Origin of the sequence: Rhizobium favelukesii (genome assembly GCF_000577275.2) — a bacterium.
Classification (GTDB): Bacteria; Pseudomonadota; Alphaproteobacteria; order Rhizobiales; family Rhizobiaceae; genus Rhizobium; species Rhizobium favelukesii.
This window is the reverse complement of record NZ_HG916854.1, coordinates 620,695-646,084: the sequence shown is the minus strand read 5'-3', so window position 1 is coordinate 646,084 and position 25,390 is coordinate 620,695. Positions and strand designations below refer to the sequence as shown.

General features: G+C 58.0%; 18 protein-coding genes and 7 pseudogenes. 17 read left to right on the top strand and 8 right to left on the bottom strand.

Annotation, left to right across the window (positions count from 1 at the left end):
• Nucleotides 1-289: 289 nt before the first annotated feature.
• From LPU83_RS63080 to LPU83_RS74555, 3 genes and pseudogenes are all read left to right on the top strand, one after another.
• A protein-coding gene (locus LPU83_RS63080; protein WP_112334086.1) for an IS630 family transposase occupies nucleotides 290-1,247 on the top strand; the annotation gives its coding sequence in 2 pieces (ribosomal slippage) (nucleotides 290-640 and nucleotides 642-1,247; 957 coding nt in all).
• Between the two features lie 272 nt (nucleotides 1,248-1,519).
• Nucleotides 1,520-1,630: pseudogene (locus LPU83_RS63075) on the top strand (LuxR C-terminal-related transcriptional regulator); the annotation flags it as partial.
• A 267-nt stretch (nucleotides 1,631-1,897) separates the two neighbouring features.
• A pseudogene (locus LPU83_RS74555) lies at nucleotides 1,898-2,011 on the top strand (DDE-type integrase/transposase/recombinase); the annotation flags it as partial.
• Between the two features lie 14 nt (nucleotides 2,012-2,025).
• Here the strand turns inward: LPU83_RS74555 and LPU83_RS63065 are convergent.
• A pseudogene (locus LPU83_RS63065) lies at nucleotides 2,026-2,622 on the bottom strand (helix-turn-helix transcriptional regulator); the annotation flags it as partial.
• A gap of 191 nt (nucleotides 2,623-2,813) precedes the next feature.
• On the opposite strand from LPU83_RS63065, the gene LPU83_RS63060 reads away from it, so the two are divergent.
• From LPU83_RS63060 to LPU83_RS63015, 10 genes and pseudogenes are all read left to right on the top strand, one after another.
• Nucleotides 2,814-3,881 (top strand): ABC transporter ATP-binding protein, encoded by a 1,068-nt coding sequence (locus LPU83_RS63060; protein ID WP_024318744.1) that lies wholly within the window; start codon nucleotides 2,814-2,816, stop codon nucleotides 3,879-3,881.
• A gap of 23 nt (nucleotides 3,882-3,904) precedes the next feature.
• Nucleotides 3,905-5,071 (top strand): polyamine ABC transporter substrate-binding protein, encoded by a 1,167-nt coding sequence (locus LPU83_RS63055; RefSeq protein WP_024318743.1) that lies wholly within the window; start codon nucleotides 3,905-3,907, stop codon nucleotides 5,069-5,071.
• Between the two features lie 80 nt (nucleotides 5,072-5,151).
• Nucleotides 5,152-6,018 carry an ABC transporter permease gene (locus tag LPU83_RS63050; RefSeq protein ID WP_024318742.1) on the top strand — a complete coding sequence of 289 codons (867 nt, stop codon included), beginning with the start codon at nucleotides 5,152-5,154 and terminating at the stop codon, nucleotides 6,016-6,018.
• A complete protein-coding gene (locus LPU83_RS63045; protein ID WP_024318741.1) occupies nucleotides 6,018-6,827 on the top strand; it encodes an ABC transporter permease in 810 nt (269 codons plus the stop codon). The genes LPU83_RS63050 and LPU83_RS63045 overlap by 1 nt, the downstream gene beginning before the upstream one ends.
• 12 nt (nucleotides 6,828-6,839) lie before the next feature.
• Nucleotides 6,840-7,601 carry an SDR family NAD(P)-dependent oxidoreductase gene (locus LPU83_RS63040; protein ID WP_024318740.1) on the top strand — a complete coding sequence of 254 codons (762 nt, stop codon included), beginning with the start codon at nucleotides 6,840-6,842 and terminating at the stop codon, nucleotides 7,599-7,601.
• 414 nt (nucleotides 7,602-8,015) lie between these two features.
• Complete coding sequence (locus LPU83_RS63035; protein ID WP_024318739.1) at nucleotides 8,016-8,675, top strand: ABC transporter ATP-binding protein; 660 nt, start codon at nucleotides 8,016-8,018, stop codon at nucleotides 8,673-8,675.
• On the top strand, nucleotides 8,672-11,080 hold the full coding sequence (locus LPU83_RS63030) for an FtsX-like permease family protein (RefSeq protein ID WP_024318738.1): 2,409 nt from the start codon (nucleotides 8,672-8,674) through the stop codon (nucleotides 11,078-11,080). Before LPU83_RS63035 ends, LPU83_RS63030 begins: the two co-directional genes overlap by 4 nt.
• A complete protein-coding gene (locus LPU83_RS63025) occupies nucleotides 11,070-11,993 on the top strand; it encodes a lipocalin-like domain-containing protein (protein WP_082321299.1) in 924 nt (307 codons plus the stop codon). The genes LPU83_RS63030 and LPU83_RS63025 overlap by 11 nt, the downstream gene beginning before the upstream one ends.
• Nucleotides 11,965-13,025 (top strand): IS630 family transposase gene (locus LPU83_RS63020; protein ID WP_112334070.1). Its coding sequence is split into 2 segments (ribosomal slippage): nucleotides 11,965-12,457 and nucleotides 12,457-13,025, totalling 1,062 coding nucleotides; the frame shifts between segments, so codons are not numbered across the junction. Before LPU83_RS63025 ends, LPU83_RS63020 begins: the two co-directional genes overlap by 29 nt.
• Nucleotides 13,026-13,042: 17 nt before the next feature.
• Nucleotides 13,043-13,303 (top strand): annotated as a pseudogene (locus LPU83_RS63015) (lipocalin family protein); the annotation flags it as partial.
• Between the two features lie 828 nt (nucleotides 13,304-14,131).
• Here LPU83_RS63015 and LPU83_RS63010 read toward each other — a convergent pair.
• Complete coding sequence (locus LPU83_RS63010; protein WP_024318735.1) at nucleotides 14,132-15,943, bottom strand: hypothetical protein; 1,812 nt, start codon at nucleotides 15,941-15,943, stop codon at nucleotides 14,132-14,134.
• A 316-nt stretch (nucleotides 15,944-16,259) separates the two neighbouring features.
• Between LPU83_RS63010 and LPU83_RS63005 the strand changes: the two genes are divergently transcribed.
• The gene (locus LPU83_RS63005) at nucleotides 16,260-17,687 is read left to right on the top strand and encodes an ISNCY family transposase (RefSeq protein WP_040680826.1); all 1,428 of its coding nucleotides are present in this window, start codon (nucleotides 16,260-16,262) and stop codon (nucleotides 17,685-17,687) included.
• Between the two features lie 20 nt (nucleotides 17,688-17,707).
• Here the strand turns inward: LPU83_RS63005 and LPU83_RS63000 are convergent.
• Nucleotides 17,708-17,998, bottom strand: a pseudogene (locus tag LPU83_RS63000) (hypothetical protein); the annotation flags it as partial.
• 312 nt (nucleotides 17,999-18,310) lie between these two features.
• Here LPU83_RS63000 and LPU83_RS62995 point away from each other — a divergent pair.
• Together LPU83_RS62995 and LPU83_RS62990 are read left to right on the top strand one after the other, a co-directional pair.
• Nucleotides 18,311-19,312, top strand: a complete 1,002-nt coding sequence (locus LPU83_RS62995) for an IS30 family transposase (protein WP_037069798.1) — start codon at nucleotides 18,311-18,313, stop codon at nucleotides 19,310-19,312.
• Nucleotides 19,313-19,497: 185 nt separating this feature from the next.
• A pseudogene (locus LPU83_RS62990) lies at nucleotides 19,498-20,265 on the top strand (ISNCY family transposase); the annotation flags it as partial.
• Here LPU83_RS62990 and LPU83_RS62985 read toward each other — a convergent pair.
• From LPU83_RS62985 to LPU83_RS62970, 4 genes are all read right to left on the bottom strand, one after another.
• Complete coding sequence (locus LPU83_RS62985; protein WP_051509115.1) at nucleotides 20,260-22,344, bottom strand: recombinase family protein; 2,085 nt, start codon at nucleotides 22,342-22,344, stop codon at nucleotides 20,260-20,262. The pseudogene LPU83_RS62990 and the gene LPU83_RS62985 sit on opposite strands and share 6 nt — an antisense overlap.
• The gene (locus LPU83_RS74545; RefSeq protein ID WP_024319304.1) at nucleotides 22,334-22,603 is read right to left on the bottom strand and encodes a hypothetical protein; all 270 of its coding nucleotides are present in this window, start codon (nucleotides 22,601-22,603) and stop codon (nucleotides 22,334-22,336) included. The genes LPU83_RS62985 and LPU83_RS74545 overlap by 11 nt, the downstream gene beginning before the upstream one ends.
• A 22-nt stretch (nucleotides 22,604-22,625) precedes the next feature.
• A complete protein-coding gene (locus LPU83_RS74540) occupies nucleotides 22,626-23,075 on the bottom strand; it encodes a helix-turn-helix domain-containing protein (RefSeq protein WP_037068933.1) in 450 nt (149 codons plus the stop codon).
• A gap of 182 nt (nucleotides 23,076-23,257) precedes the next feature.
• Complete coding sequence (locus LPU83_RS62970; protein ID WP_231052163.1) at nucleotides 23,258-23,467, bottom strand: DUF5372 family protein; 210 nt, start codon at nucleotides 23,465-23,467, stop codon at nucleotides 23,258-23,260.
• A gap of 98 nt (nucleotides 23,468-23,565) precedes the next feature.
• On the opposite strand from LPU83_RS62970, the pseudogene LPU83_RS62965 reads away from it, so the two are divergent.
• Nucleotides 23,566-24,243: pseudogene (locus tag LPU83_RS62965) on the top strand (transposase family protein); the annotation flags it as partial.
• 6 nt (nucleotides 24,244-24,249) lie between these two features.
• On the opposite strand, the gene LPU83_RS62960 reads toward LPU83_RS62965, so the two are convergent.
• Nucleotides 24,250-24,987 carry a hypothetical protein gene (locus LPU83_RS62960; protein WP_040680822.1) on the bottom strand — a complete coding sequence of 246 codons (738 nt, stop codon included), beginning with the start codon at nucleotides 24,985-24,987 and terminating at the stop codon, nucleotides 24,250-24,252.
• Nucleotides 24,988-25,390 lie beyond the last annotated feature (403 nt).

Below are 25,390 nucleotides of genomic sequence, written 5' to 3'. Positions count from 1 at the left end.
TATGGTCGGTGTATGATGACAGCCATCGAAGCGATGCACCTCCTCCCGCAAAGCTTCGAGTTTCAGACGGCCCACTCCTCCTCCCAAGGGCGTCTGTAGGAACGGCGGCACTCCTCCTCCCAGTCGCTGTTCGGTTCTTTTCGAAAAGCCTGCCGCACCTCCTCCCGCGGCAGGCTTTTTCGTTTTCGGAGCCTTGGTTCCCGCACTAGAGCATCGCACTTGAATTGAGAATCGAGTGGGGTTTTCACGAGGGTATTGGTGTGATTCACTGCGGTTGGAGGTGAATCACATGGGTAAATCTCATTCTGTTGATCTTCGTCAGCGTGTTGTTTCCATGGTCGCTAGCGGCCAATCACGGCGAGCCGCTGCCCGTCATTTCGCAATCAGCGACAGCAGTGCGATCAAGCTGCTGCAACGCCGGGAGCGGACTGGGCTGATAACCCCCGCGCGTCAAGGAAGGCCACCAGGTGCAGGGAAACTGTCGGCGTTTCGCGATTTCCTGGTCGCACAGGTCGAAGGCAAACCGGATATCACCATGCCAGAGCTTGCCCGTCGCCTTGAGGATGAACATGGATTGGTTATTCCACCATCGTCCCTGTCGCGGTTTTTGATAACGCAGGGATACACATATAAAAAAACAGATAATGGCGTCGGAACGCGCTCGCGCTGATATCCGAAAGGATCGTGATGTCTGGATTTCGAAACGCCAACCCCGGATGCGATTTGAACCGCATCGACTTGTTTTCTTGGACGAAACCTCGGTGAACACAAAGATGGTGAGACTGCGTGGGCGCTCCCCGCGCGGCGAGCGTCTCATCACGGATGCGCCCTTTGGCCACTGGGGGACACAGACATTCATTGCAGGCTTGCGCTGTTTCGGTCTTACTGCGCCCTGGATTATTGACAGGCCGATGAACCGGGAAATCTTCGACACCTACATCGAGACCCAGCTTGCGCCGACACTCGAACCAGGCAATGTCGTCATCCTGGATAATCTTCGCGTTCACAAGAGCGATAAAGCCAAAGCCTGCCTCAAGGAAGTTGGTGCGTGGCTCCTGTTTCTGCCGTCTTATTCGCCAGATTTGAACCCGATCGAAATGGCCTTCGCCAAAATTAAGGCCCATCTCCGAGCCGCCGCCGCTCGCACGTTTGACGCACTCTCAAATGCGCTCGGATCCATCTGCAACCTCTTCAACAGCCAAGAATGTCGAAACTATTTTACAGCCGCAGGCTATGGGTTCGATTAAAGGTACGGCGCTCTAGGTTGCGATCGAGTTGTCGCTGTTCCTGCGTCGCGTCGCGGGCTGAGGTTGTTTTGCAAATTCTAGCATACGCGCGCGATACGCGTTCGCCCGTTTTCAGAGCGTAGCCAGCAAGGATACGAACTGCTTGGCAAGCGATGGGGCTGGGTTACAGGTGTAACGCGCTTGCCGTTTGTATCGCAGGAAGCAACGGCTTCCCTGCTGGTTTGGCTGCCATCGATGACGACTCGCTCTGGTCCGACAAGGATGCCGCGTTCGTCGCCATCTCGACCGGCACCGTCAAGGTCCATCGCCGCAACGTCTACCGAAAGCTCGGAATATCATCACAGACGCAATTGCTTGCCATATACCTTAGAAATCTTTCCTGAAGCGCGGGGGGATCCAACGCGTTGGTTCCGGTGCAAACGTCTCTGTTACCTTTTTATGGGATCTGAAGGAAATGATGGCCTGAACCAGCGATGGATCGTTGAGTGGCCGAGCCTCAGGCCGATCGCCTCGGAAGAGTGTCCTTGTAGGACAAGGTCGACAATCGCGGTCTCGCGGCTGGTGAGATTAAGATCGCATCCATTTCTCTCCCTTGCTGACAGAGCGCTTCAACCAGCGCAAGCGTGCCGTTACTCGGAACTGGCATGCCGACTTACATCAAGGTTCGGGGCCAATGGATGTATCTCTATCGCGCCATCGACACCGTCGAGTTCAGGTTCAGCGAACATGGGGACCTGTCGGCTGTCAAACGCTTCGTTGGCAAGGCGTTCAGCCGCCGTGGCCGTTCACCAGCTTTGCGCCTGCGGCCACCGCCACCTCGTGAATGCAGTTGCGCATCGAAGCGGGATCCAAGCCCTGCCCAGTAATGCCGGACCATGCTTGCGATCAGCGGTTCCGCTTTCTTCAAGAGAGCGAAGTCCGAAGACGGGAAGGGTCCGGTCTTTTCCCGGCGCATCAGCGAGAGAACAATAGTGATGTCGTCATCGGCAGTGACAAAGAAGCCGATTTCCTCCGCCAGCCCCGTCTGGACGTAGTAGGTACGATAGTACTCGCTTGAAAAGAACCTGTCGGGTGCAAGTTCCCGCATGCGAAACACGCCTGCGCGGCGCTCGTGGGCAGTGTGGTAGAACGGGTCGAGCAGGTACGGTCCGGCCTGATAGAGCGTCACAAAAATGATATGCTCCTTCGGGTCGAAGGTGCTGTAGAGATCGATCGGCCGCTCCTTACCGCGATAGGCGAAAACAACGACGTAGTCGAAGCGCACGAGCGCCGCCATCATCTGTCGAAAGGTCTCGCCGAATTCCGCATCGCTCATGGCGAGCCGGCCCACTGTGGCGTTGAAGGCCTGAAATAACGCCTCCAGGTCAGTGCTCATTGTCGCTCTCCCGATCGAATGCAAAGAAAATATGTGCTCCCCGTGTATATACCTTCCACGAAGGCCTGATGGCTAAAATACCTCTCTCGGGGTATATACCGTGAGGGAAGGGCGAGCTTAGTCTTTCCTTAACGACGGTGGCAAAAGGCAGCGCTAGACTGTCCAATCCAAACCAACCGCAGGGAACAGACGTGGCATCCGCTTCGACGAACGATATCGAATTCCGTTCGGTCACAAAGAACTATGGCGCTGTGACCGCCGTAACGGACATCAACCTCAATGTGCCGAAGGGCGCCTTTCTGGCGTTGCTCGGTCCTTCCGGCTGCGGCAAGACCACTTGCCTGCGCATGATCGGGGGCTTCGAGCAGCCAAGCGAAGGCACCGTGCTGATCGACGGGCGCGAGATGAACGGCGTCCCCGCCTACCGACGCCCGGTGAACATGGTCTTCCAGCACTATGCACTGTTTCCGCATTTCGACGTCCGGCACAACGTTGCCTATGGTCTGAAGCAGATGCGGCCCAAGCTTGGGGCGGCGGAAATCGACCGGCGCGTCACCGAGGCGCTTGAAATGGTGCGGCTCGGCGGCTTCGCCAAGCGCCGCATACACGAGATGTCCGGCGGTCAGCAGCAGCGGGTGGCGCTGGCGCGCGCGATCGTCAACCGTCCGTCGGTGCTGCTGCTCGATGAGCCGTTAGCCGCGCTCGACAAGAAGCTGCGCTCGGCCATGCAGATCGAACTACAGACATTGCAACGTGAACTCGGCATTACCTTTGTTCTGGTCACCCATGATCAGGAGGAAGCGCTCTCGATGGCAGATATCGTCTGCGTGATGAGCGCAGGGCGCATTCGCCAGCTAGGCTCACCGCAGGAGGTCTATGATGTCGGCAAGACCAATCGGGTGAAGGCAACGATGGAGGCGGACGGCACGACGCTGCGTCTTGCTGACGGCTCGGCTATCGCTGCCCGGAGCCGGGTTGTTTCGCCCGGCGAAATGATCGTCGCGATCCGCCCGGAATTTATCCGCCTGACACGGGCGCAGGCGCCCGGCTTTGCCAGCTTCAAGGGCACGGTCACCCATCGCATCTTCCTCGGTTCTTCTGCGGAATATGCGGTGACGGTTCCGCGGCTCGGCGACTTCCTGGTCACGGCCGACCGGCGCAACATGAACGAGAGCGACCTGGTCGAGCCGGGCGAGGCGGTTTTCCTCGGTTTCGATCCACTCGCAGCCCACGTCTTTCCAGCATCAAGTGCAGCATAAAATCAAAACAAGGGAACAGCATCATGAGCAAGGACGACTATAAGGATAACCTCCCCATTTCCGCCGAAGGCTTCATGGACGAGTTCATGCGCCTGAAGCGCGGCTCCGTCAGCCGCCGTCACTTCCTCGGCGTCACCGGCCTCGGTCTTGCGACCGCCGTGATGTCGCGCTTTCCCGGCGCGCTGTCGACATCGGCCTACGCCGCCGGCGAACTTGGTACGCAGATGTCGATTGCGACCTGGCCGAACTATCACGACCCGGCGACCTTCGAGAACTTCAAGGCGGCAACGGGCGTTGCCGTCGAAGTCAACGTTTTCGGGTCGAACGAGGAAATGCTGGCAAAGCTGCAGGCGGGTGCTTCCGGCTGGTCGCTGTTCGTGCCGACCAACTACACGATTTCAACCCACCAAAAGCTCGGCCTGATCGAAGAGCTGGATCTTTCAAAGATTCCGAATTTCAGCCGGTCGACTGAAAACCCGCGCTTCACCAAGGAAGGCCAGATCGACGGCAAGACCTATGCCGTGCCGAAGAACTGGGGCACGACCGGCTTTTCCGTCAATACTTCGAAGATCAAGACGAAGCTTTCGAGCTGGAAGGACTTCTTCGAGATTGTCCAGACCGAAGCCGACGGCCGCGCCATGGTGCATGATTATCAGCTGACCACAATCGGCAGCGCGCTGGTTTCGCTGGGCTACGGTTTCAATTCGATCAAGCCGGAGGAACTGGCGAAGGCAGAAGAGCTGCTGATCAAGGTGAAGCCGCATCTCTTCGCCATCAACTCCGACTATCAGCCGGGCATGCGCGCCACGGACGCGTGGATGACGATGTGCTGGACGAATGATGGCGCGCAGCTCAACCGCGACATGCCTGAGCTTGCCTACGTGCTTGGGGCAGACGGCGGCGAAATCTGGACCGACTACTACGCGATCCCGAAGGACGCTCCGAACAAGGCGGCCGGCTACGCCCTTCTCAACTACCTGATGGATCCTGCGAACGCGGCGAAGGAGCACATCGCCAACGGCGCGCCGGCCACCGACAGCCGCGTCATTTCATTGCTGCCGAAGGAGGTCACCTCGAACAAGATTGTCTATCCGGATGAAGCGTCACTGACGCCGCTGGAATTCGGCGCCGCCGTAACCCTGACCGATCCGGGTCGTGCCGAGCTGATGGCGCGGTTCAAGTCGGCGTGACCCTGCCTTCATGCAATGCCTCTCCCCGGGTACGGGAAGAGGCAAGCCGCCTCGTGGACTTCAAACAGCGAACGTTCAGAATGGCCGTGTCACCGGACACCAGAAAGCGACTGATCACTGTCGCGCTCGTCGCGCCGGCAAGCGCATGGCTGTTCGTGTTCCTGGTCTTGCCGTTCATCGCCATCGTTGTCTTCGCCTTTGGCGAGCGGGCACCGGAGGGCGGTTATCAGGCGGCATTTACCTTTGCCCAATTCGCCAATCTCGGATCACGTGCGGCGGCTTTCAAGAATACGCTGGTGCTTGCCCCGATCGGGGCCTTTGTCTGCTTGTTGGTGGCCTATCCGGTCGCCTATTATCTGGCGGTGAAGGCAAGTCCGCAGCATCGGCTATTGCTGGTGTCTCTTGTGGTGGTGCCGTTCTGGACCAGTCTGCTCGTTCGCACCTATGCCTGGATGTATATTCTCGGTGCGCGCGGCATCCCGCATCTGCTGGAGTTTGTCGGTATCGAGAACGTGCGCCTTCTGAACACGCCGGGCGCAGTTCTCCTCGGCATCGTCTATGGCTATCTGCCGCTGATGATCATGCCGATCTATGTCAGCCTGGAGAAGCTGGATCGCCGATTGCTGGAAGCCTCTGCCGACCTCGGCGCCAAGCCACTCTCGACCTTCTTCGGCATAACGCTGCCGCTGTCGCTGCCGGGTGTGATGACGGGCGTGGCGCTGGTCACCATCCTGCTGCTCGGCGAGTACCTGATCCCGCAGCTGCTGGGCGGCGGCAAGGTTTTCTTCATCGGCAACGCGCTGGTCGACCTCTTCCTGCAATCGCGCAACTGGCCGTTCGGCTCCGCGATCGCCGTCACCCTCGTTGTCGTCGTCGTTATCGTGCTTCTCGTCGCCATGCGCATTGCGTGGCGCGTCGCGGGCACCCGCCAGGTGGATCTTGTCTGATGCGTGGGCTTGTTACGGCAGTCTATCTCTTTCTCTACACGCCGATTGCGCTGGTGGTGCTGTTCTCGTTCAATGCGGGCCGCAATGCCTCGGATTTCACAGGCTTTTCCACGCAATGGTACGGCAAGGCGCTGTCCAACACCTTCCTCATGGAAGCTCTTCGCAACAGCCTCGTAATCGCGCTTACCAGCGCTGCACTCGCGGCCATCTTCGGCACCATGGCTGCGCTGGGCATGGAGCGGCTCGGCGCCAGGACGCGGGCCGTGTTCGATGGCCTGTTTGCCGCGGCAATCGTCGTTCCGGGTGTTGTGATCGGCATCGCCACGCTCGTCGCTCTCGTTGAAGTCTTCGGCTTCATCAATCCGCTGCTGGCGGCGATCTGGCCCGGCGAGCAACCGCCGAAGCTGTCACTCGGCTACGGTTCTATCATCGCCGCCCACGGACTTTTCACCATGGCGCTGGTGACGATGATCGTGAAAGCGCGTATCGCCAGCCTCGGGCGCGATATCGTCGAAGCGTCGAGTGATCTTTACGCAACGCCGCTGACGACCTTCCGCCAAATCGTGCTGCCACAAATCCTGCCGTCGATCCTGGCGGGTTTCCTGCTCGCTTTCACCTTCTCCTTCGACGATTTCATCATCGCGTTCTTCGTGGCGGGATCGAATACGACGTTGCCGATCTACGTCTTTGCCTCGATCCGCCGTGGCGTGACGCCGGAGATCAACGCCATCGCCACCATGGTGCTCATCGCATCGCTGGGACTGATCCTCATCGCGCGCTTCCTGATGCGCGAAAAAACAACAAACTGAACGGGAAACACCATGATTCTTGAAAATCGCGTCGCGATCGTCACCGGAGCCGGATCGGGCATCGGCCAGGCCGGCGCGTTGCTCATGGCCGGGGAAGGCGCGTTCGTCGTGGTGACTGATCTGAGCGCCGACAATGCCGCCGAAACCGTCGGTCGGATCCAAGCCGCCGGCGGCAAGGCCGAAAGCCTCGTTCTCGACGTCACCAACGACGCAGCACTCAAAGCCGGCATCGCCTCGGTCGCCGAACGTCACGGCCGCATCGACATCCTCCACAATCACGCCGGCGCCCAGGTGGCGGGCGATCTCGAACAGGTAGCGGTCGCCGGGTTCGACAGATCGTGGAGCCTGAATGTTCGGGCGCATTTTATGGCGGCGCGCTTCGTCATGCCGCTGATGAAGAAAGCCGGTCGCGGCGTCATCCTCAACACCTCCTCCTCATCAGGCGTGCTCTACGATCGCGAGATGATCGCCTACACGACGACGAAACATGCCGTCATTGCAATGACCCGGCAAATGGCCGGCGACTACGCCAAATACGGCGTCCGCGTCAACGCGCTCTGCCCGGGCTGGGTCGATACGCCGTTCAACGAACCGTTCATCGCCCAGATGGGCGGGCGCGGCGCGATCGAGGCCTACATCGCCGAGAAAGTGCCGCTCGGGCGCTGGGCGAACGTCTCCGAGATCGCCGAGCCCATTCTCTTCCTTGTCTCGGACCGCTCGTCCTACATCACCGGGCAAATCCTCGTCGTCGACGGCGGGGAGACCATTGTCTGAATTTGGTCAGTCTCGTTTGCGCAAAGAGCGTCGTTGAAGACGTGTAAGGTCAACAGCCTACTTTGCAGTTGCAGCATAGTGGCGATCGATGATCCTGCTTCGGGGGTTGGGCGATAAGTAGAACCGACTGCCATGCGCGCCTCGGGCTGAACAATGTTGCGCGATTGCCTGACACTGCAATGAAAGGTGCATTCTACCTCCGCGTCCTTCAGCGAGCTTTTCGTAAGACCACCGCGGAAGCAACGCCACGATCTGGTTGGCTCTCGCGGCGCAAAGGCTGGCGCGGTGACGAATAGCGGAAATTCGCCGTGTCTACATCAGATTTTCGTGGTCTGAGAGTTTGGACCTTGCCGTGACGTCGTGCCTCCTTAGGTCAGCTGACATGTCATCTTCGCACCCGTGCCAGAGAGCAGTATGATCCTATCACTATCCGGCATCAGAAAGTCATATTCGACCGCCGAGGGCATAATCGAAATCCTGAAGGGTGTCGATCTCAGTGTCGCAGCAGGCGAAAGCGTGGCGCTCACGGGAGAGTCGGGCAGTGGAAAGAGCACACTTCTCCATTTGGCAGGTGGGCTAGACCAGCCCGACGCAGGGTCGATCTTTATGAATGGGCGGGACCTAGGACAGTTTGGAGAGAGCGAAAGGGCAAGATATCGCCGATCGGATGTAGGCCTCGTGTTCCAGCAGTTCAACCTCATCCCCTCACTAAGTGTTGCCACAAACCTTTCATTTCATGCCAAACTTGCTGACAGATACGATGCCGCATGGGAAAGACAGCTGATCGAAGGGCTTGGGTTGGAAAGTTATCTTGGCCGCTATCCCGAGCAATTATCCGGCGGCCAGCAGCAACGGGTCGCAATCGGTAGAACCTTGGCGGCGCGGCCGCCTCTGGTTCTCGCGGACGAGCCGACCGGAAACCTGGACGAAGCCACCGGTGATGCGGTCCTCGATCTGATGCTTTCGCTCGCACGAAATGCCGGATCAGCTCTTCTTCTGGTAACGCACTCGTCTCGTCTCGCTGATCGGTTGGATCGAAAGGTCGTCCTCCATGGTGGAAGGATCAGTGAATGAGGCTGGCCGCTTTCGCAGCACTCCTCTCACACTGGCGACGGAGACCTCTCCAGTTTCTAACCTTGATCCTGGGGATTGCTCTTGCGACCGCGCTTTGGTCAGGCGTTCAGGCAATCAATGCGGAAGCTAGGGCGAGCTATGTCCGGGCGGCATCTGTTTTGGAGCAAGGAGCTCTCCGACAGATTGTGGCGAGGGACGGCGGCAGCATTCCTGTTGAGATCTACGCAAGGCTGCGCCGGGGAGGATGGAACGTCTCTCCTGTGATCGAGGGAAGTCACAGGTTTGGAAACTTGCGTATACGGCTAATCGGCATCGACCTGCTGACCATGCCAAGCGAGGCGCAGGCTTTTCCGATCACTAGTGGTTCTGACTTGTTTGGCTTCGTCTCGGGGAAGGGCCAGCTTGTCGTCTCGGCGAGAACGGCCGAAAAGCTGCGCGGCGCCACAGATATGGATCTCAAGATTTCGGAGAAGACACCCGATGGTGCGGCTTTTTCCGATATCGCGGTGGCCGACAGATTGCTGGACGCACATGGCAAGTTGAGCCGTTTGGTAGTTGCTCCAAATCAGCCGGCGGGATTGGCTCCGCTCGACAGGATTGCGCCCGAGGTTACGCTCCGTGAAAACCAGGATCATCCCGATGTAGCCCGCCTCACTGACAGCTTTCATCTCAACCTGACGGCGTTTGGATTTTTATCCTTCATTGTCGGGCTATTCATCGTCTATTCGGCCACCGGCCTTTCGTTCGAGCAAAGACGCGGGACATTTCGGACGCTTCGATCCCTCGGCATCTCTCTGCGTGCTTTGACGTTGATGCTCGTGACAGAGCTTGCGATACTGGCGTTTTCGTCCGGGATGATCGGGGTCGTCATTGGCTACTTCATCGCTTCAGCGCTCATGCCGGGCGTGGCTGCTACGCTCAGAGGCCTATACGGCGCGAACATCTCTGGCTCTCTTTCGCTGCGGCCGGAATGGTGGCTGGCAGGACTGGCAATCGCCCTTGGCGGCACGGCCGTGTCATCGGCTCAAAGTTTGTGGAGGGTCTGGAGGTTGCCGATTTTGGCGGCCGCCCAGCCAAGGGCGTGGGCGAGGGCATCCGTTATAGGGCTCGTTTACCAGGCTATAACAGCAAGCATACTTCTCGGATTGGCGGCAATGGTCGCCGCTATGGGATCGGGGCTTATGATGGGCTTTGCGGTCCTCGGTTGCTTATTGCTCGGCACGGCTCTGATGCTGCCGGGTCTTCTTACAATTGCTCTTCTTGGCGCAGAACGGGCATCACGCAGTGCCATCGCTCGATGGTTTTGGGCCGATACGCGCCTGCAACTGCCGGGCCTGTCGCTTGCCCTGATGGCGCTTCTTTTGGCGTTGTCAGCAAATATCGGTGTCGGAACAATGGTCTCAAGCTTTCGGCTGACCTTTAACGGATGGCTGGATCAACGCTTGGCTGCGGAGCTTTACGTCACCGCCAAGGATGAAGATGAGGCCAGGCGGCTGCGGGAATGGCTTCCGCAACATGCGACTGCGGTCTTACCGATTTGGAGTGTCGAAGGCGAGGTTCTTGGTGAAGAGCTGCAGATCTACGGGGTTGCCGATGATCCGACTTACAGGGAACATTGGCCACTGATCGTCGCGGACAATGACGCTTGGGACAAGGTCGCGGCGGGGCAGGGCGTTTTGATCAATGAACAGATCTGGCGGCGCGGCGCCGCTCAGCCCGGGCAGACCATCACCATGCCCGGCGGATGGAACGCGATAGTCGTCGGGATCTATTCGGACTACGGCAATCCGATAGGACAAATCATCGTCGGGCTTAATTCGCTTGTCGAACACTACCCCGATGTTTCAAAGCTTCGGTACGGAATTCGTGTACCGCCTTCGCAGGCCCAGGACCTCAAGCGCCAGTTGGTCGATAAATTTGGATTGCTTGAGATGAGCATTGTCGATCAGGCTGCCCTCAAACAGCAGTCGAGGTCCATCTTCGAGCAGACGTTTAAAGTGACAGGCGCGTTGAATGTTCTCACTCTCGCCGTTGCTGGGTTCGCCATGTTCTCGAGCCTGCTGACGCTTTCCGGCATTCGGCTTCCCCAGCTTGCTCCGGTCTGGGCCATGGGCGTGCGGCGGCGTGATCTCGCACTGTTCGAAGTTTTGCGCACACTGGCCCTTTGGCTTGCAACGTTTGTCGCCTCGATCCCTGTAGGTCTGGCACTCGCATGGGTGCTGCTTGCAATCGTGAATGTCGAGGCTTTCGGATGGCGGCTGCCGATGACGATCTTCCCGCTCGACTGGCTGTGGTTGGGCGCGATCGCCCTTTTGGCTGCGCTCCTTTCGGTTCTGGTGCCCGTCAGACGCCTAGCCTCAATCAACCCGGCCGATTTGCTCAGGATTTTCGCTGATGAACGCTAGGTGCCTGGCCTCCGCTCTGGTGGCATTATCGATGATCTGTGCAGCCGGGAGCGCTTATCCGCAGGGTTTTGCTGGACTTGGGTCGGACGCGGAAGGCTTTGCCGTACCTCAAGAAGGCGTTGCTCTATCGTTTCCCACCGATCACGGAGCTCATCCCGACTACCGGATTGAATGGTGGTATGTGACCGCAAATCTCGTTGGCGAGGATGGGAAGCAGTATGGAGCGCAGTGGACGCTCTTTCGATCTGCCATGGCGCCGGGCGATCGCCCAGGGTTCGCGGACCCACAAATTTGGATCGGTCACGCGGCGGTCACCACCGAGAACCATCAATACGTAGGGGAACGACTTGGCCGTGGAGGCGTCGGACAGGCAAACGTAGTGGCTTTGCCATTCCAAGCGTGGATCGACACTTGGCAGATGAAGGGCAGTCAAAATGTGGATCGCGAGGCGCTCGCGAATATCGAGCTGAACGCTGACGGACCGGATTTTAGCTTCAGGCTGAACCTGACGGCAACCGGTCCGCTGGTGTTGCAAGGAGATCATGGGTTCTCCGTGAAATCTGAGAACGGTCAGTCAAGCTATTATTATTCGCAGCCCTTCTATCAGGTTTCGGGTGCGCTCAAGATTGATGGGGCAGATATCAAGGTCAGCGGGAAGGCTTGGCTCGACCGGGAGTGGTCTTCGCAGCCGCTCGCGGCCAACCAGACAGGTTGGGACTGGTTCTCGTTGCACTTGGATACCGGCGACAAAGTGATGGCATTTCGGCTCCGGGATGACCAGGATGGTTACATCTCAGCTAATACCAGCGAGCGCAGAGTGCGACTCACTTGGGATTCCCGAATCGGTGAAAATCTGAATCCATGGGGCAAACGGGAGGTTTGCAATGGGTTCGGCGATTGCATTGCGCGATGATTTTGATGGTCCTGCTCTGCGGCAGTTCGCGAAAGGGACCAAGGATGCCGCTCAAGCGCGGCGGCTTCTGGCGTTGGCGGAAATTTATGACGGCGGCTCGCGTACAGATGCGGCCCGGATCGGGGGCGTGACCTTGCAGATTGTTCGCGACTGGGTCGTTCGTTTCAATGAGCACGGGTCGGCCGGGCTCCTCAACGGCAAGGCTCCCGGCAATCGGCCCAAGCTGAATGATGATCAGCGCCAGGCCTTGGCCAAGATTGTAGAGCGTGGTCCGATCCCGGCTATCCACGGTGTCGTTCGGTGGCGGCGCAAGGATCTGGTCCAATGGATCTTCCAGGAATTCCGGATCTCGATGGACGAGACCACGGTTGGTCGCGAATTGAAGGCTCTCGGCTTTGCCAAGCTGTCTGCCCGGCCGCGCCACTACGCCCAGAATGAACCCGAAGTGGACGCTTTTAAAAAGAGTTCCCTGCCGCATTGGCAGCCATCAGAAGCAGCCTCCCGAAGAATACCGAGATCGAACTCTGGTGGGCCGACGAGGCGCGCATAGGTCAGAAAAACAAGATCACCCGCCGATGGGCTCGCCGTGGCACCCGACCTTCAGCGCCGCTGGATCAACGGACGATGTGGGCGTACATCTTCGGTGCCATCTGCCCCAAGAAAGGTAAGGGCGCGGGCCTCGTATTGCCCTATTGCGATACCGACGCCATGAATCAACATCTGCTGGAAATCAGCCAGGCAGTCGATGACGGCGCTCACGCGGTCCTCATCCTCGATCAAGCCGGATGGCACGTCACGCCGAAGCTCAGCGTCCCTGACAACATCACATTGCTGTTCTTGCCGCCGCGTTCGCCTGAATTGAACCCTGTCGAAAACGTCTGGCAATTTATGAGGGACAACTGGCTGTCGAACCGCATCTTCACAGACTACGAGGACATCGTCGCTCACTGCTGTGTCGCCTGGAACAAACTCGTCGCGCAACCCTGGAAGATAATGTCCATTGGACTGCGCGAGTGGGCGCATCGGTTTTGATCAATGCATGTTGGTATAACTGGATTAGCGCGGATGGGCGGACCACACCTCTTTTGGGCGCGGCGCTTCTAATGGAACCGGTACGACGAGCAACGGTGAACGGGCGTCAGATGCCGGTTGCATGGCGCATCAGAATTCCGGGCAAGTCGGTCGATATCATCACTCAACCTTTGAACGACCAAGCCTGGATGACAACCTCCACGCCGTATTGGGAGGGACCGATTGCCTTCACGGGGACAACATCAGGTGTCGGCTATCTTGAAATGACGGGCTACTGAACTGAACGCGACGAATTTCATGGCTTTGGGTTCGGCGGCGTCCCGGCTCGGGCTGAAGTCACTGACCGGACCGAGCACTTCTCCACTCCGCGACATCTTCCATTTGCACCCAAATCGTTTCCTCTTTTCCGGCACGACCATGCTCCAGCTTGTACGTCGCAACCTGGCCAAACGTGTCAACGTATTCGAGTAGTCGTTCCTCAGATGCGTCTGGTGGCGAAGCTACTCCTTCCAGAGCCTCCCGCGTCACGATGACGAGCCAATTCGTCGTCTCGTCTGCCATCGGGATGTGACCGTTCTCGTCTTGAAGAAATGGCGGCAGGTTAGGGCGGAGTTGAAGCGACATAGGGTGCCTAAGACTTTTTTGAAGCAACGTTGCCAGGAGAACTATAGTCGCTTTATGTCGTTCCAAGCAGAATCCGTGCACATCAACAAATACTTTGTGCGTCGTCGTGAGGCTTACTTCCCGATCGCCTCGTTCACAACGCCCACCGCATCGATCTATCCGGGGAAAGCTTGCGGCGAAATCAGCACCGCAAATCTGGACGCGCGGCCGCGATCAACTGACACAACTACAGCCAGCAGGACCCCAGCCTGATGGGGGCGAGATGATCCCGGGATCCGGGGGCGCAATCGTCTCGGAACAAACGGCCGGCTTCATCGTAATCGGCACCTCGGAGAAAAAATCGCCGACGGACCGGCCAAAGGCAAGGTGATCGAAATCTGGTTCCAGGATGAAGCGCCGATCGGGCAGAAGAACAAGATCACCCTCCGCTGGGTCAAACGCGGCACGCGACCAACTCGAGCTTGAACTGGTTCGTTTAGGTTTCAGTAGGGACGATTTATTCGGAAAAGCATCAGATCCGTAGGACGAGCCGGACTGATCGGTTCCAATCCTTCGACCTCTTCGCCTGCCAACAAGCGCGGCAGTAGCGGCAGCTGACCCTCACCCGGTAATCCCATTGGTATCCGGCAAATGGCGAGATAGTCGAAATCTGCCAGAAGCTCGGTCTGCTCCGAGCCATCCGAAGTCATGAATGTCCTTAGGAATCGCCTAATTGCAGGGGCTGCGCGGTGGAACGGGATACTTGATACGCTGACGTTTCCTGGTCCGTTGACAATGATATGGAGACCTAGAGCGGGCGGAGTCATGATCTTCGACCGTCCAAGCAAACTGATGGTGGTGAGATCGTCGTGTTCACAGGAATTCCACAAGAGATAGTCGAATGCGTCGTAGTTTTCGCGGGCCTCCGGACGCTTCGGAGTAAGAACAATCAACGCGAGAAGCAGGGACGCAAAGCAGCCGATGACTGCCAAAGCCTTCGACCCGTTTTCGGATAAGGATCGCCAGCCCAAGACCAGCTCTCTAATGGCGAGCGGCATAAGCAATGGAACGACGCCGACCGAAATTCTCAAAAAGCGGTTCGACAAAAAGACTACAAGAAGCAGTCCACAGGCAAGCAGGTAGATGATTGGTAGTTGCGGCCGTCCTTCGCTGATATACCGGCGCGCGGAGGGGGCTGCAAAGACGAGCATCAAGCTCATGGTCGCCAGCAGCGCGATGGCGATGTGATCGTGGCTGCGAAAGAATTGTAAAGACGACATTTCCTGCTGGATCCGGTCGAACCAGTACAGACGGCTTGGGCCGGTTATCATGGAGAACGGACCAGAAGCCGTCAGGGGATACTGCAAGAGGATACAAGTAAGAACGGCTGCGCCGAGAAATAGGAGAAGGATTCCGCGCACCGTCCAATTATAGCGTTCTCCCAGACCTATGGAGACGAAAACCGATACTAAGCCAAATCCCGACAGTGCCTGTATGTAGGGCATCGAAAAGGCGTCGGCAGACATTGCCCAGTAGTGAGGGGGTGGGATTAGGACGAGCATTAAAATTGGCGGCATGACCAAGCAAGCGATCCCCGTCGAACCCAGCATTGTCCGACTGCCGCGAACGCCGAACACCCACGTACAACTGAGCGCTATCAAAGTCAGGGCAGAAGTCGGTAGCGTCTCAAGTCCGACAGCCGTCGAAACCGACACGCCCATGCCAACAGTGGCTCCACCGACCATGTCGAAGCGACTTATGCCATATATGACAAGTAACAGTAGGACGATCTGCAGGTTATGATGGTCGATCCGACCCGGACTGAACTCCCAAAAGGCATATGGCATGACAATCAGCAGCCCCAGCAGTGTTTTGACTGGAAGATCCGCTTTCGAGGGATAAAGTCGCTTCAATACACTGACGATCAAGATGCTAAAGATGGCACCCAAGATCGGCGGCCATATTTTGAACGCGATATCGATCGCTTGCTCTTGCCCGAAAAAATACTGTAGGGCGAATGCGATGGACGCATAAGGTGCGTCGACCAGGCGCGACCATGGAGAGATGTATATTTCCGGACCGCGGACCATCGGTAAACTGAGATCGTACCAACCCGACGAGCTCATGAGCAATCGAAGGAGAAGACCGCGAAGTTGATCGTCGATATCGCCATTGTGAAGCGTATCGCCGGTAAGATCGAGTGAAATGTAGGCCGCGACCACGGAGACGACCAAGAGTAAGTAAGGGCCGAACGGCCAAGAATCGATCTGCACCTCACCGTGAGATGCTTTGCTCCAATGCCCGAAAAGCGCCATATCCTACTCTGCGTTAAAGTAGCAAAAAAAATATAAAAATCTGTAATGGTTGTAATCTCATAGGTTGAAAATAAACTCAATAGACGGATATTGGGCATAGCTAGCGACTAGATGGCTATCGGCACATTTGATACCGCAGTTCAGTTCCATAATTAAGCTTATGCCATTTTAACATGTAAGGGCTATTTAGTAATGCGACAGTTGGGCCAGTTAGAGATGCGACAGTCTTGCCTCTCGACGCGCTGGTCAAAGCCAACGTTGGGAGCAAGGATGACGATCTTCAGCCTGGTCGAGACCATGAGCGGTCGGAGTCGTCATGTCCTTTATGATCACCATGTCGCAGAAAGAATTGCATCGCCTCGAAGTCATTCAGAAGATCCGTGATGAACGCCTGAGCGTTGTCCAGGCCGCCGAGCTGCTCGGGCTCAGCCGAAGCCAGGTGCATCGGCTGCTGCAGGCCTATGACCGGGATGGCCCAGCCGGCCTGGTTTCGAAGAAGCGATCGCGGCCGAGCAACCGGCGCCACAGCGAAGAGTTTCGCAATGCGGCGCTGGATCTGATCCGCGACCACTATCTGGATTTCGGTCCGACGCTGGCGCGCGAGAAGCTGATCGAGTTGCACCGAATCTCTGTTGCCAAGGAGACGCTGCGGCAATGGATGACCGAGGCCGGCATCTGGAGCTCGCGGCGGGAACGTAAGAAACGGGTTTTCCAGCCACGCGGCCGGCGCGACTGCTTTGGCGAACTGGTGCAGATCGATGGGTCGCATCATTGGTGGTTCGAGAACCGCGGGCCCAAATGCGCCCTGCTCGTTTATATCGACGATGCCACCGGAAAGCTTCTGCATCTGCGCTTTGCCGGATCGGAGAATACGTTCGACTATCTGCATGCGACGAAGGCCTATCTGCAGCAATGGGGCAAGCCGCTGGCCTTCTACAGCGACAAGCACGGCGTTTTCCGCTCCACCCATGCGTCCGAGAAGGACCGGACCAGCGGCCTGACGCAGTTTGGCCGGGCGCTTTATGAGCTGAACATCGACATCATCTGTGCCAACACCCCGCAGGCCAAGGGTCGGGTGGAACGTGCCAACCAGACATTGCAGGATCGGCTGGTCAAGGAGATGCGGCTTCGCGGCATTGATACGATCGAAGCTGCCAATGCCTATGCGCCTGAGTTCATTACAGATTTCAACACTCGTTTCGGCAAGCCGCCACGCAATCCGAAGGACATGCACCGGCCGCTGGCCGAGCATGAGAACCTCGATGGCGCCATGTGCCGCAAGGAAGTGCGCACGCTGTCGCAATCCCTGACGCTGCGCTACGACAAGGTGCTGTTCATTCTCGATCCAACCGAGATTTCCAAGCCATTGGCGGGCCAGAAGGTGATTGTCTGCGATTATCCGGACGGTCGGCTCGAGATCATGCACGAGAGCTTTGCCCTGCCCTACAGGACCTTCGATACGTTGCGCTCGGTGCATCGTGCCGAGGTCGTCGACAACAAGCGGCTGGACGACATGCTGTCGATCGTCGCCGAGTTGCAGGCCGGCAGAGAACAGCAGCGCAGCAAGAGCGGCCCCCGACGCACCGGGCAGAAGGATCATATGTTCGGCATTCGCGACGGCAGCACAGCCAACGGCTACCAGAAGCGTGGCCGCAAGCCGGGGCCGAGGACGGATTTCATGAATGATCCTGCGGTGATTGCGCGGCGAGAGAAAGCGTTATCGAGGCAGCCAGCGGCGGAATAAAGATCGTCAATGCACGCCGTTTTCCGGCGAAGAAGCTTCAGATGACGGGCCATGTCTCGCACGACCCAAAGCGGCGGCATGTCGCTTTCATTGAGTACTTTGTTCATGCTGCAGAGGTCCTCGGCTGTGAATCCTGGCCAGAGGAAGTGCACAGCGGCCCAATGCACGAATTTGCGGTTCATGGCGCCGGTCGCCGTCAATCCTATGCCACCCTCACCGTCAGCATAGGCAACCGAAAGAAGCATGCCGCGAAGAAGTGGTGACAGCGCGGCGATGTCGACGTCACCTTGCAGGTTGATTTCCGGAAGCATCGTGCGGCTTTGATCCCCAACTGCGCCATGCAAGTGCCAGCGAGTATCGAGCGGTAAAAGAACAATTGCTAGTGAGAAAGCTAAAGCCGAAGGGGAATGTTATCACCCGCCCCCGCTCCGCCCTTGCAACCCGGTCCAGCCGGTCGGATCGGGGGCTGGCCGTCAGAGCCAGGACAGCGCGAGTGTCGCGTTTCTAACTCGCTGGCGACGCCGCATCTCTAATCAGCTTTGACACCACTTGTAAGGGGGTACATTCTATTTCCAAGTGCGACATGCCAATGATTACAATGGCTTCACTATGGAGATTTTGGCATGTCTGGATGCTATACGCAGATCACCCTCGCCGATCGCCGACGCCTGCATCACTTGGTGGCGGCAAAAGTTCCGGTAAGCGAGATGGCACGTCGGCTTGGCCGTCATCGCTCGACGATTTACCGCGAGATCAAGCGCAACACGTTTCGCGATCGTGAACTGCCGGACTACGACGGCTACTACAGCACGGTTGCGAACGACATTGCGCAGGACCGACGTCGCCGGCTGAAAAAGCTGCGGCGTCACCCGAATTTGCGAACAGAGATCATCAACCAGTTGGAAGCTCGCTGGTCCCCCGAACAGATTGCCGGACGCCTGCTGTCGGACGGCGTCAGTCGTGTTCGCGTTTGCAAGGAGACAATCTATCGCTTCATCTACAGCAAGGAAGATTATGGGCTTGGTCTCTATCAGTATCTGCCAGAAGCGCGCCGCAAACGTCGTCCACTGCGCTCCAGGAAGCCGCGGGACGGTGCGTTTCCAGCCACGCACCGCATATCCCAACGGCCTGATTTTATTGGAGATAGATCGCAGTTTGGGCATTGGGAGGGCGACCTCCTCATCTTCGAACGTCCACTCGGCCATGCCAATGTCACCTCCCTCGTCGAGCGCAAGAGCCGCTATACTGTTCTCATCAAGAATCCGAGCCGGCACTCGCGCCCGATCATGGACAAGATCATCAAAGCGTTTTCTCCCTTACCGGCCTACGCGCGTCAGAGCTTCACCTTTGATCGCGGTACCGAGTTTGCCGGGTTCAGGGCTTTGGAAGAAGGGATCGGTGCGTGCAGTTGGTTTTGCGACCCAAGTGCGCCTTGGCAAAAAGGGACCGTCGAGAACACCAACAAGCGCATTCGACGCTACCTGCCAGGTACCACAGATCTGGCAATTGTGTCGCAACGCGACCTTCTCCATCTGACGCGCCATATCAACGATCAACCGCGCAAATGCCTCGGATACAGGACGCCAACCGAGGTGTTTATGGCGCATTTGCGCGAAGATGGGTGATCCCCTATCCTGCAAAACAGGCATGATGCACTTGGGTTAGCTTCTCCAGGGCTATTTAGTAATGCGACAGTTGGGCCAGTTAGAGATGCGACAGTCTTGCCTCTCGACGCGCTGGTCAAAGCCAACGTTGGGAGCAAGGATGACGATCTTCAGCCTGGTCGAGACCATGAGCGGTCGGAGTCGTCATGTCCTTTATGATCACCATGTCGCAGAAAGAATTGCATCGCCTCGAAGTCATTCAGAAGATCCGTGATGAACGCCTGAGCGTTGTCCAGGCCGCCGAGCTGCTCGGGCTCAGCCGAAGCCAGGTGCATCGGCTGCTGCAGGCCTATGACCGGGATGGCCCAGCCGGCCTGGTTTCGAAGAAGCGATCGCGGCCGAGCAACCGGCGCCACAGCGAAGAGTTTCGCAATGCGGCGCTGGATCTGATCCGCGACCACTATCTGGATTTCGGTCCGACGCTGGCGCGCGAGAAGCTGATCGAGTTGCACCGAATCTCTGTTGCCAAGGAGACGCTGCGGCAATGGATGACCGAGGCCGGCATCTGGAGCTCGCGGCGGGAACGTAAGAAACGGGTTTTCCAGCCACGCGGCCGGCGCGACTGCTTTGGCGAACTGGTGCAGATCGATGGGTCGCATCATTGGTGGTTCGAGAACCGCGGGCCCAAATGCGCCCTGCTCGTTTATATCGACGATGCCACCGGAAAGCTTCTGCATCTGCGCTTTGCCGGATCGGAGAATACGTTCGACTATCTGCATGCGACGAAGGCCTATCTGCAGCAATGGGGCAAGCCGCTGGCCTTCTACAGCGACAAGCACGGCGTTTTCCGCTCCACCCATGCGTCCGAGAAGGACCGGACCAGCGGCCTGACGCAGTTCGGCCGGGCGCTTTATGAGCTGAACATCGACATCATCTGTGCCAACACCCCGCAGGCCAAGGAGCAGACATCACGATGCACCTTGTTGGGTTGGTTGAGCGTCAATTAACCGGGGTTGGCGGCTACCATAGCGACCGCCGATGCCTTTTTCGAGTCTGACGTTTCCCGGAGGCTCATACAGGTAACGATGGTTGGTCGCATAACGGTGGCGCTTGAGAACGCCATCACGACCGAGTTGATGGATGGTTGTGGCGCTGACGCCAAGTTGACGAGCCACTTCCTCGCCGGTGAGCATGCCGCTCTCACGCAACCGTTCGAACCGGGTCTTCAAGCCGTAGGCTCGACGAACGATCATGACCTTCTTCAACGTAAAAGGCTCACCGCGCCAATTGCGATGCCCAAGTGCGTTGAGACGACTGGCAATCTGCTGGTCGTTGTCGGTCTCCAGCAGTTCGTTGATCAACGCTACGACCGCTTCCGGGGTCTTGCGGATCACTGCCATGGGCCGGGGGCGAGCTACTGTCAGGCTTTGTGTGCGACCTCCGCGCCAGCGTATGTGCATGTTGATCTGCTCGTCGACCAGCAGTGTCACGTCTTCGATGAGAAGGCCAAGCATGCGTTTACGCTCGACGACGCTCGTGCGCTCGTTGCTCCAGACGCTAGGAAAATCTGCGGCCAGCGCCCGAATCCGTTCCTGCGCCGCGCCGTCCAGCAATGACTGGTCTGTTTCGTTTTGACGCTCATGTTCGCGCTGAAGCGCATCGAGGTCGCGTAGTTTGCCATTCCAGTCCGCTTCGAGTGCGTCGGCAACCAAGCGGTTGTCGGAGTCGACCTTCAGATAGCGGCGGCGTGCGAGTTCAGCCTCATACCGGGCGCGCTGTAACTGCTTGTCGCGCAGCGAGGCAGCTTGCTCGACACGTTGTGAGATCTCCTGCTGCACCGCCAGCGCGACCTCTATCGCCGTCGGTGCCATTGCTTCAAGCAGCAACGCGCTGACCGCTTCATCGATCGCAGGTCCTCTTGCCCATTGGCAGGTCTTTCCAGCGTGACGAACGACGGCCTCGTTGCAGACGTAATAGGGACGAAGCTTGTCCTCGAACTGTTCATAATGGACCCGCATGCGGGCGCCGCATCGACCGCACAAAACTCGACCTTGCAACAAGCCGCTGCCCTGGCGAGGCATACGACCCCGCAGGCCCGGAGAAAAACCGACTGCATTTTGTTCCAGGCTTGATTGATTACGCTCGAACTCATCCCATGAGATATAGCCTTCGTGGGCCTGAGGGATGAGCACCTGCCAGTCGGACCTCGGCATCTTCTGCTGTACGGACTTCAGCTTGGCATTGTAGACAGTGCGTGTGCGTCCGTACGCGAAAGCGCCAGCGTATCGGGGATTGTGCAAAATCTGAAGCAGACGGGAGTGGTCTATCTCGCTCCAAAGGACATCACCCTTGCCGAGACCGCGCCGAATGCGCCGAGGAAACAGGATCTTCTCGCTACGCAGGCGGCGCACGACCGCACAAGCTGAGCCCGCCTCCCGGAAGGTATCGAACAGCATGCGCACCGTGTCCTGGATCTGGCGATCCGGATCGAGCACCACGCGCGTATCAGGCGTGTAAACGAATCCGATCGGCAACGGTAACTCGAGCTCCCCACGACGCGCCTTATTAAGAATGCCACCTTGCAGTCGAGACTTCAGGATGTGCAGTTCGGCCTCACTCATCGTGCCCTTCAATCCGAGCAACATACGATCGTTGAAGGACGCCGCGTCGTAGACGCCATCTTCATCCATGATGAGCGTGCGCGACATGGCGGCCAACTCAAGAAGGCGATGCCAGTCAGCATTGTTGCGAGCCAGGCGAGATACTTCCAGTCCCAGCACGATCCCTGCGTGCCCCATCGCGACCTCGCTCACCAAGCGCTGAAATCCGTCGCGGTCCTGCGACTGTGCACCGGAAAGGCCGAGGTCGTTGTCGATGACGTGGACGCGCTCAATCGGCCAACCCAGCGCCACCGCCCTGTCCCGCAATGCATATTGTCGCTTCGTGCTCTCGGTGTTCTCGAACACCTGACGAAGGGAGGACTGGCGGACGTAGAGAAATGCATCGCGCCGCAGGTGATCGGCACTAATCTTCATGGCGTTATCAGTAGACATGGCTTCCTCCTGTCTCTGCTGCCAGCACCATATTGGCGAGCATGTGCACGAGCTGGCGATCGTGCGCGACCACTGAAGTTGTCGTGGACCGAGGCGCCGACTGCTGTCGCGCTATCGTGGACTGCTCTGGCGTGATCAGCACGGCCAGGCCGCGCCATAGTCCGTGAAAGACGATGGCGCCCATCCGCCTTGCGCAAGCCGTGCCGCAAACAACATCGGCGCGGAGCGCTTCGTAAATCTCCTTGCCGTTCGCCGGCATGGTGATTGCGTGCGTCCGCCCGTCATCGTTTTTTTTTACGCGCCACCGCGCGTTCGATACTGCGAGGATGGACGCTGATGCCCAGTCTCGAATGCACCAGTTCCGCCAGCGAACGGGCCTGCAGTTGGCCGTTCGCATCGAGATGCTCCTCGACGAGACGCATGACCTCGCCAGTAAGCTTGTGGGCTGACTTCGGCCCGCGGGTGCGCGGCAAGAGGCCGGCAATGCCATCGCGCTCGAACGCGGCCTCCGCTTGATAATAGGTCTGCCGGGACAGCCCGAAAAGCGCGGCCGCATCGGCTTTGTTAGTGCCGTCTTGGCGGGCGTGACGAAGCATCTCGTACTTCACTTGCACGAGATCGAGCGGATCAAAGAAACCTGCTTCCCGGAACCAGGACGCGTGGACGCCCTCGGGTCTGGGGTTGAGAGCGCCCATCTGGCGCAGGCGATCGGGCTTGCTTTCTTTGGTCATAGGCGCCTCCTGCATGTAACGTAAAATATGCCGCTGCCGACTTTAGTGTCAATTGAATTATATCGAGCTATTAGCCAAAGCGCTTGCATTATAATGATACTTCACATAAGGAAGCCGTCGCAAACATCGTAGTCGCGGCATAATTACCTTGACATTTGCGGCGTAATTTACTTGACGCATCTTCAATCTCCATGGTGGTCCTTGATGTGAGCAATCAATGACGCCAGCGCCGACAGATCGTCTGGGCGCGAGAAGGACCGACCTGCGGCTATCTGGCGGAATGCGTCGATCTCATCGACATCCGTCCACGAGGCCGGCAGCGAACGCAGTCGTCCTTGAACGTCATAGAACATGACGCGGTCTTCGCCCCAATTCTGCTTGCGCGTCGCCAGAACGAAACGCTGGCCACGCCAGGGATGAAAGGGGTGCGTTACTTCAAACTCTATGCGCGCTTGGCTAGTTGCACGAGCTGCAGTCCTGGACTTGAAAGAAGGGTCGGGTGGAACGTGCCAACCAGACATTGCAGGATCGGCTGGTCAAGGAGATGCGGCTTCGCGGCATCGATACGATCGAAGCTGCCAATGCCTATGCGCCTGAGTTCATTACAGATTTCAACACTCGTTTCGGCAAGCCGCCACGCAATCCGAAAGACATGCACCGGCCGCTGGCCGACCATGAGAACCTCGATGGTGCCATGTGCCGCAAGGAAGTGCGCACGCTGTCGCAATCGCTGACGCTGCGCTACGACAAGGTGCTGTTCATTCTCGATCCAACCGAGATTTCCAAGCCATTGGCGGGCCAGAAGGTGATTGTCTGCGATTATCCGGACGGTCGGCTCGAGATCATGCACGAGAGCTTTGCCCTGCCCTACAGGACCTTCGATACGTTGCGCTCGGTGCATCGTGCCGAGGTCGTCGACAACAAGCGGCTGGACGACATGCTGTCGATCGTCGCCGAGTTGCAGGCCGGCAGAGAACAGCAGCGCAGCAAGAGCGGCCCCCGACGCACCGGGCAGAAGGATCATATGTTCGGCATTCGCGACGGCAGCACAGCCAACGGCTACCAGAAGCGTGGCCGCAAGCCGGGGCCGAGGACGGATTTCATGAATGATCCTGCGGTGATTGCGCGGCGAGAGAAAGCGTTATTGAGGCAGCCAGCGGCGGAATAAAGATCGTCAATGCACGCCGATGTCGCTTTGCGTATCCGATTCCAACTGCAGGCAAGCTGCCCAAAGTGGCGTCTTGTGGAAGGATCCGTCCTGCAGAAGAGTGAGCCCCTCTCGTGCCTCATAGAGCAAGCCGAGCCAGCATAAGCGTTGGAAGACGCCATACTGAAGGTCGGATTTCAACTCCCAAGCTTCTATGGTCATTTCGGTGTCCGACAGAGGCGCCAGGTCTGGATAGAGGATCTTCACAACGTCCATTGGCGTGCAACCTTCTCTGGCCTTGATATTGAGAAGATTGAGGAACATGCGCCACCAGCGTAAGCGCGCTCGGACCTCCTCTTCCCGCTCGGTGGCGTGGACATACGAATAGAGATAATCCGTGGCGACCAGATCGAAGAAGGCTTGCGGGTTTCCCAAAAACTCCCGGCCGCGTCTGGTTGGCAGCAGCACATCCTTTTTCCGGCGAAGAAGCTTCAGATGACGGGCCATGTCGCGCACGACCCAAAGCGGCGGCATGTCGCTTTCATTGAGTACTTTGTTCATGCTGTAGAGGTCCTCGGCTGTGAATCCTGGCCAGAGGAAGTGCACAGCGGCCCAATGCACGAATTTGCGGTTCATGGCGCCGGTCGCCGTCAATCCTATGCCACCCTCACCGTCGGCATAGGCAACCGAAAGAAGCATGCCGCGAAGAAGTGGTGACAGCGCGGCGATGTCGACGTCACCTTGCAGGTTGATTTCCGGAAGCATCGTGCGGCTTTGATCCCCAACTGCGCCATGCAAGTGCCAGCGAGTATCGAGCGGTAAAAGAACAATTGCTAGTGAGAAAGCTAAAGCCGAAGGGGTGCGTCTCACCCGCCCCCGCTCCTCCCTCTCAACCCGGCCCAGCCGGTCGGATCGGGGGCTGATTGTCGGTGCCAGTGTCGCGTTTCTAACTGGCTGGCGACGCCGCATCTCTAATCAGCTTTGACATAACAATCATAACTTGCATGTATCGTAACATGCGCTCCTTGAAGTAGAACGACAGTATGCCGATTCCACGGAACGAGACTGAAACGCAATGGCTGATACTCCGGCCAATGGTTCGACCATCCGCTGTCCTTATCTCTGGACATGGCAGCGCGACAAGGGAGAAACTGAGGGCGGAAGGTAC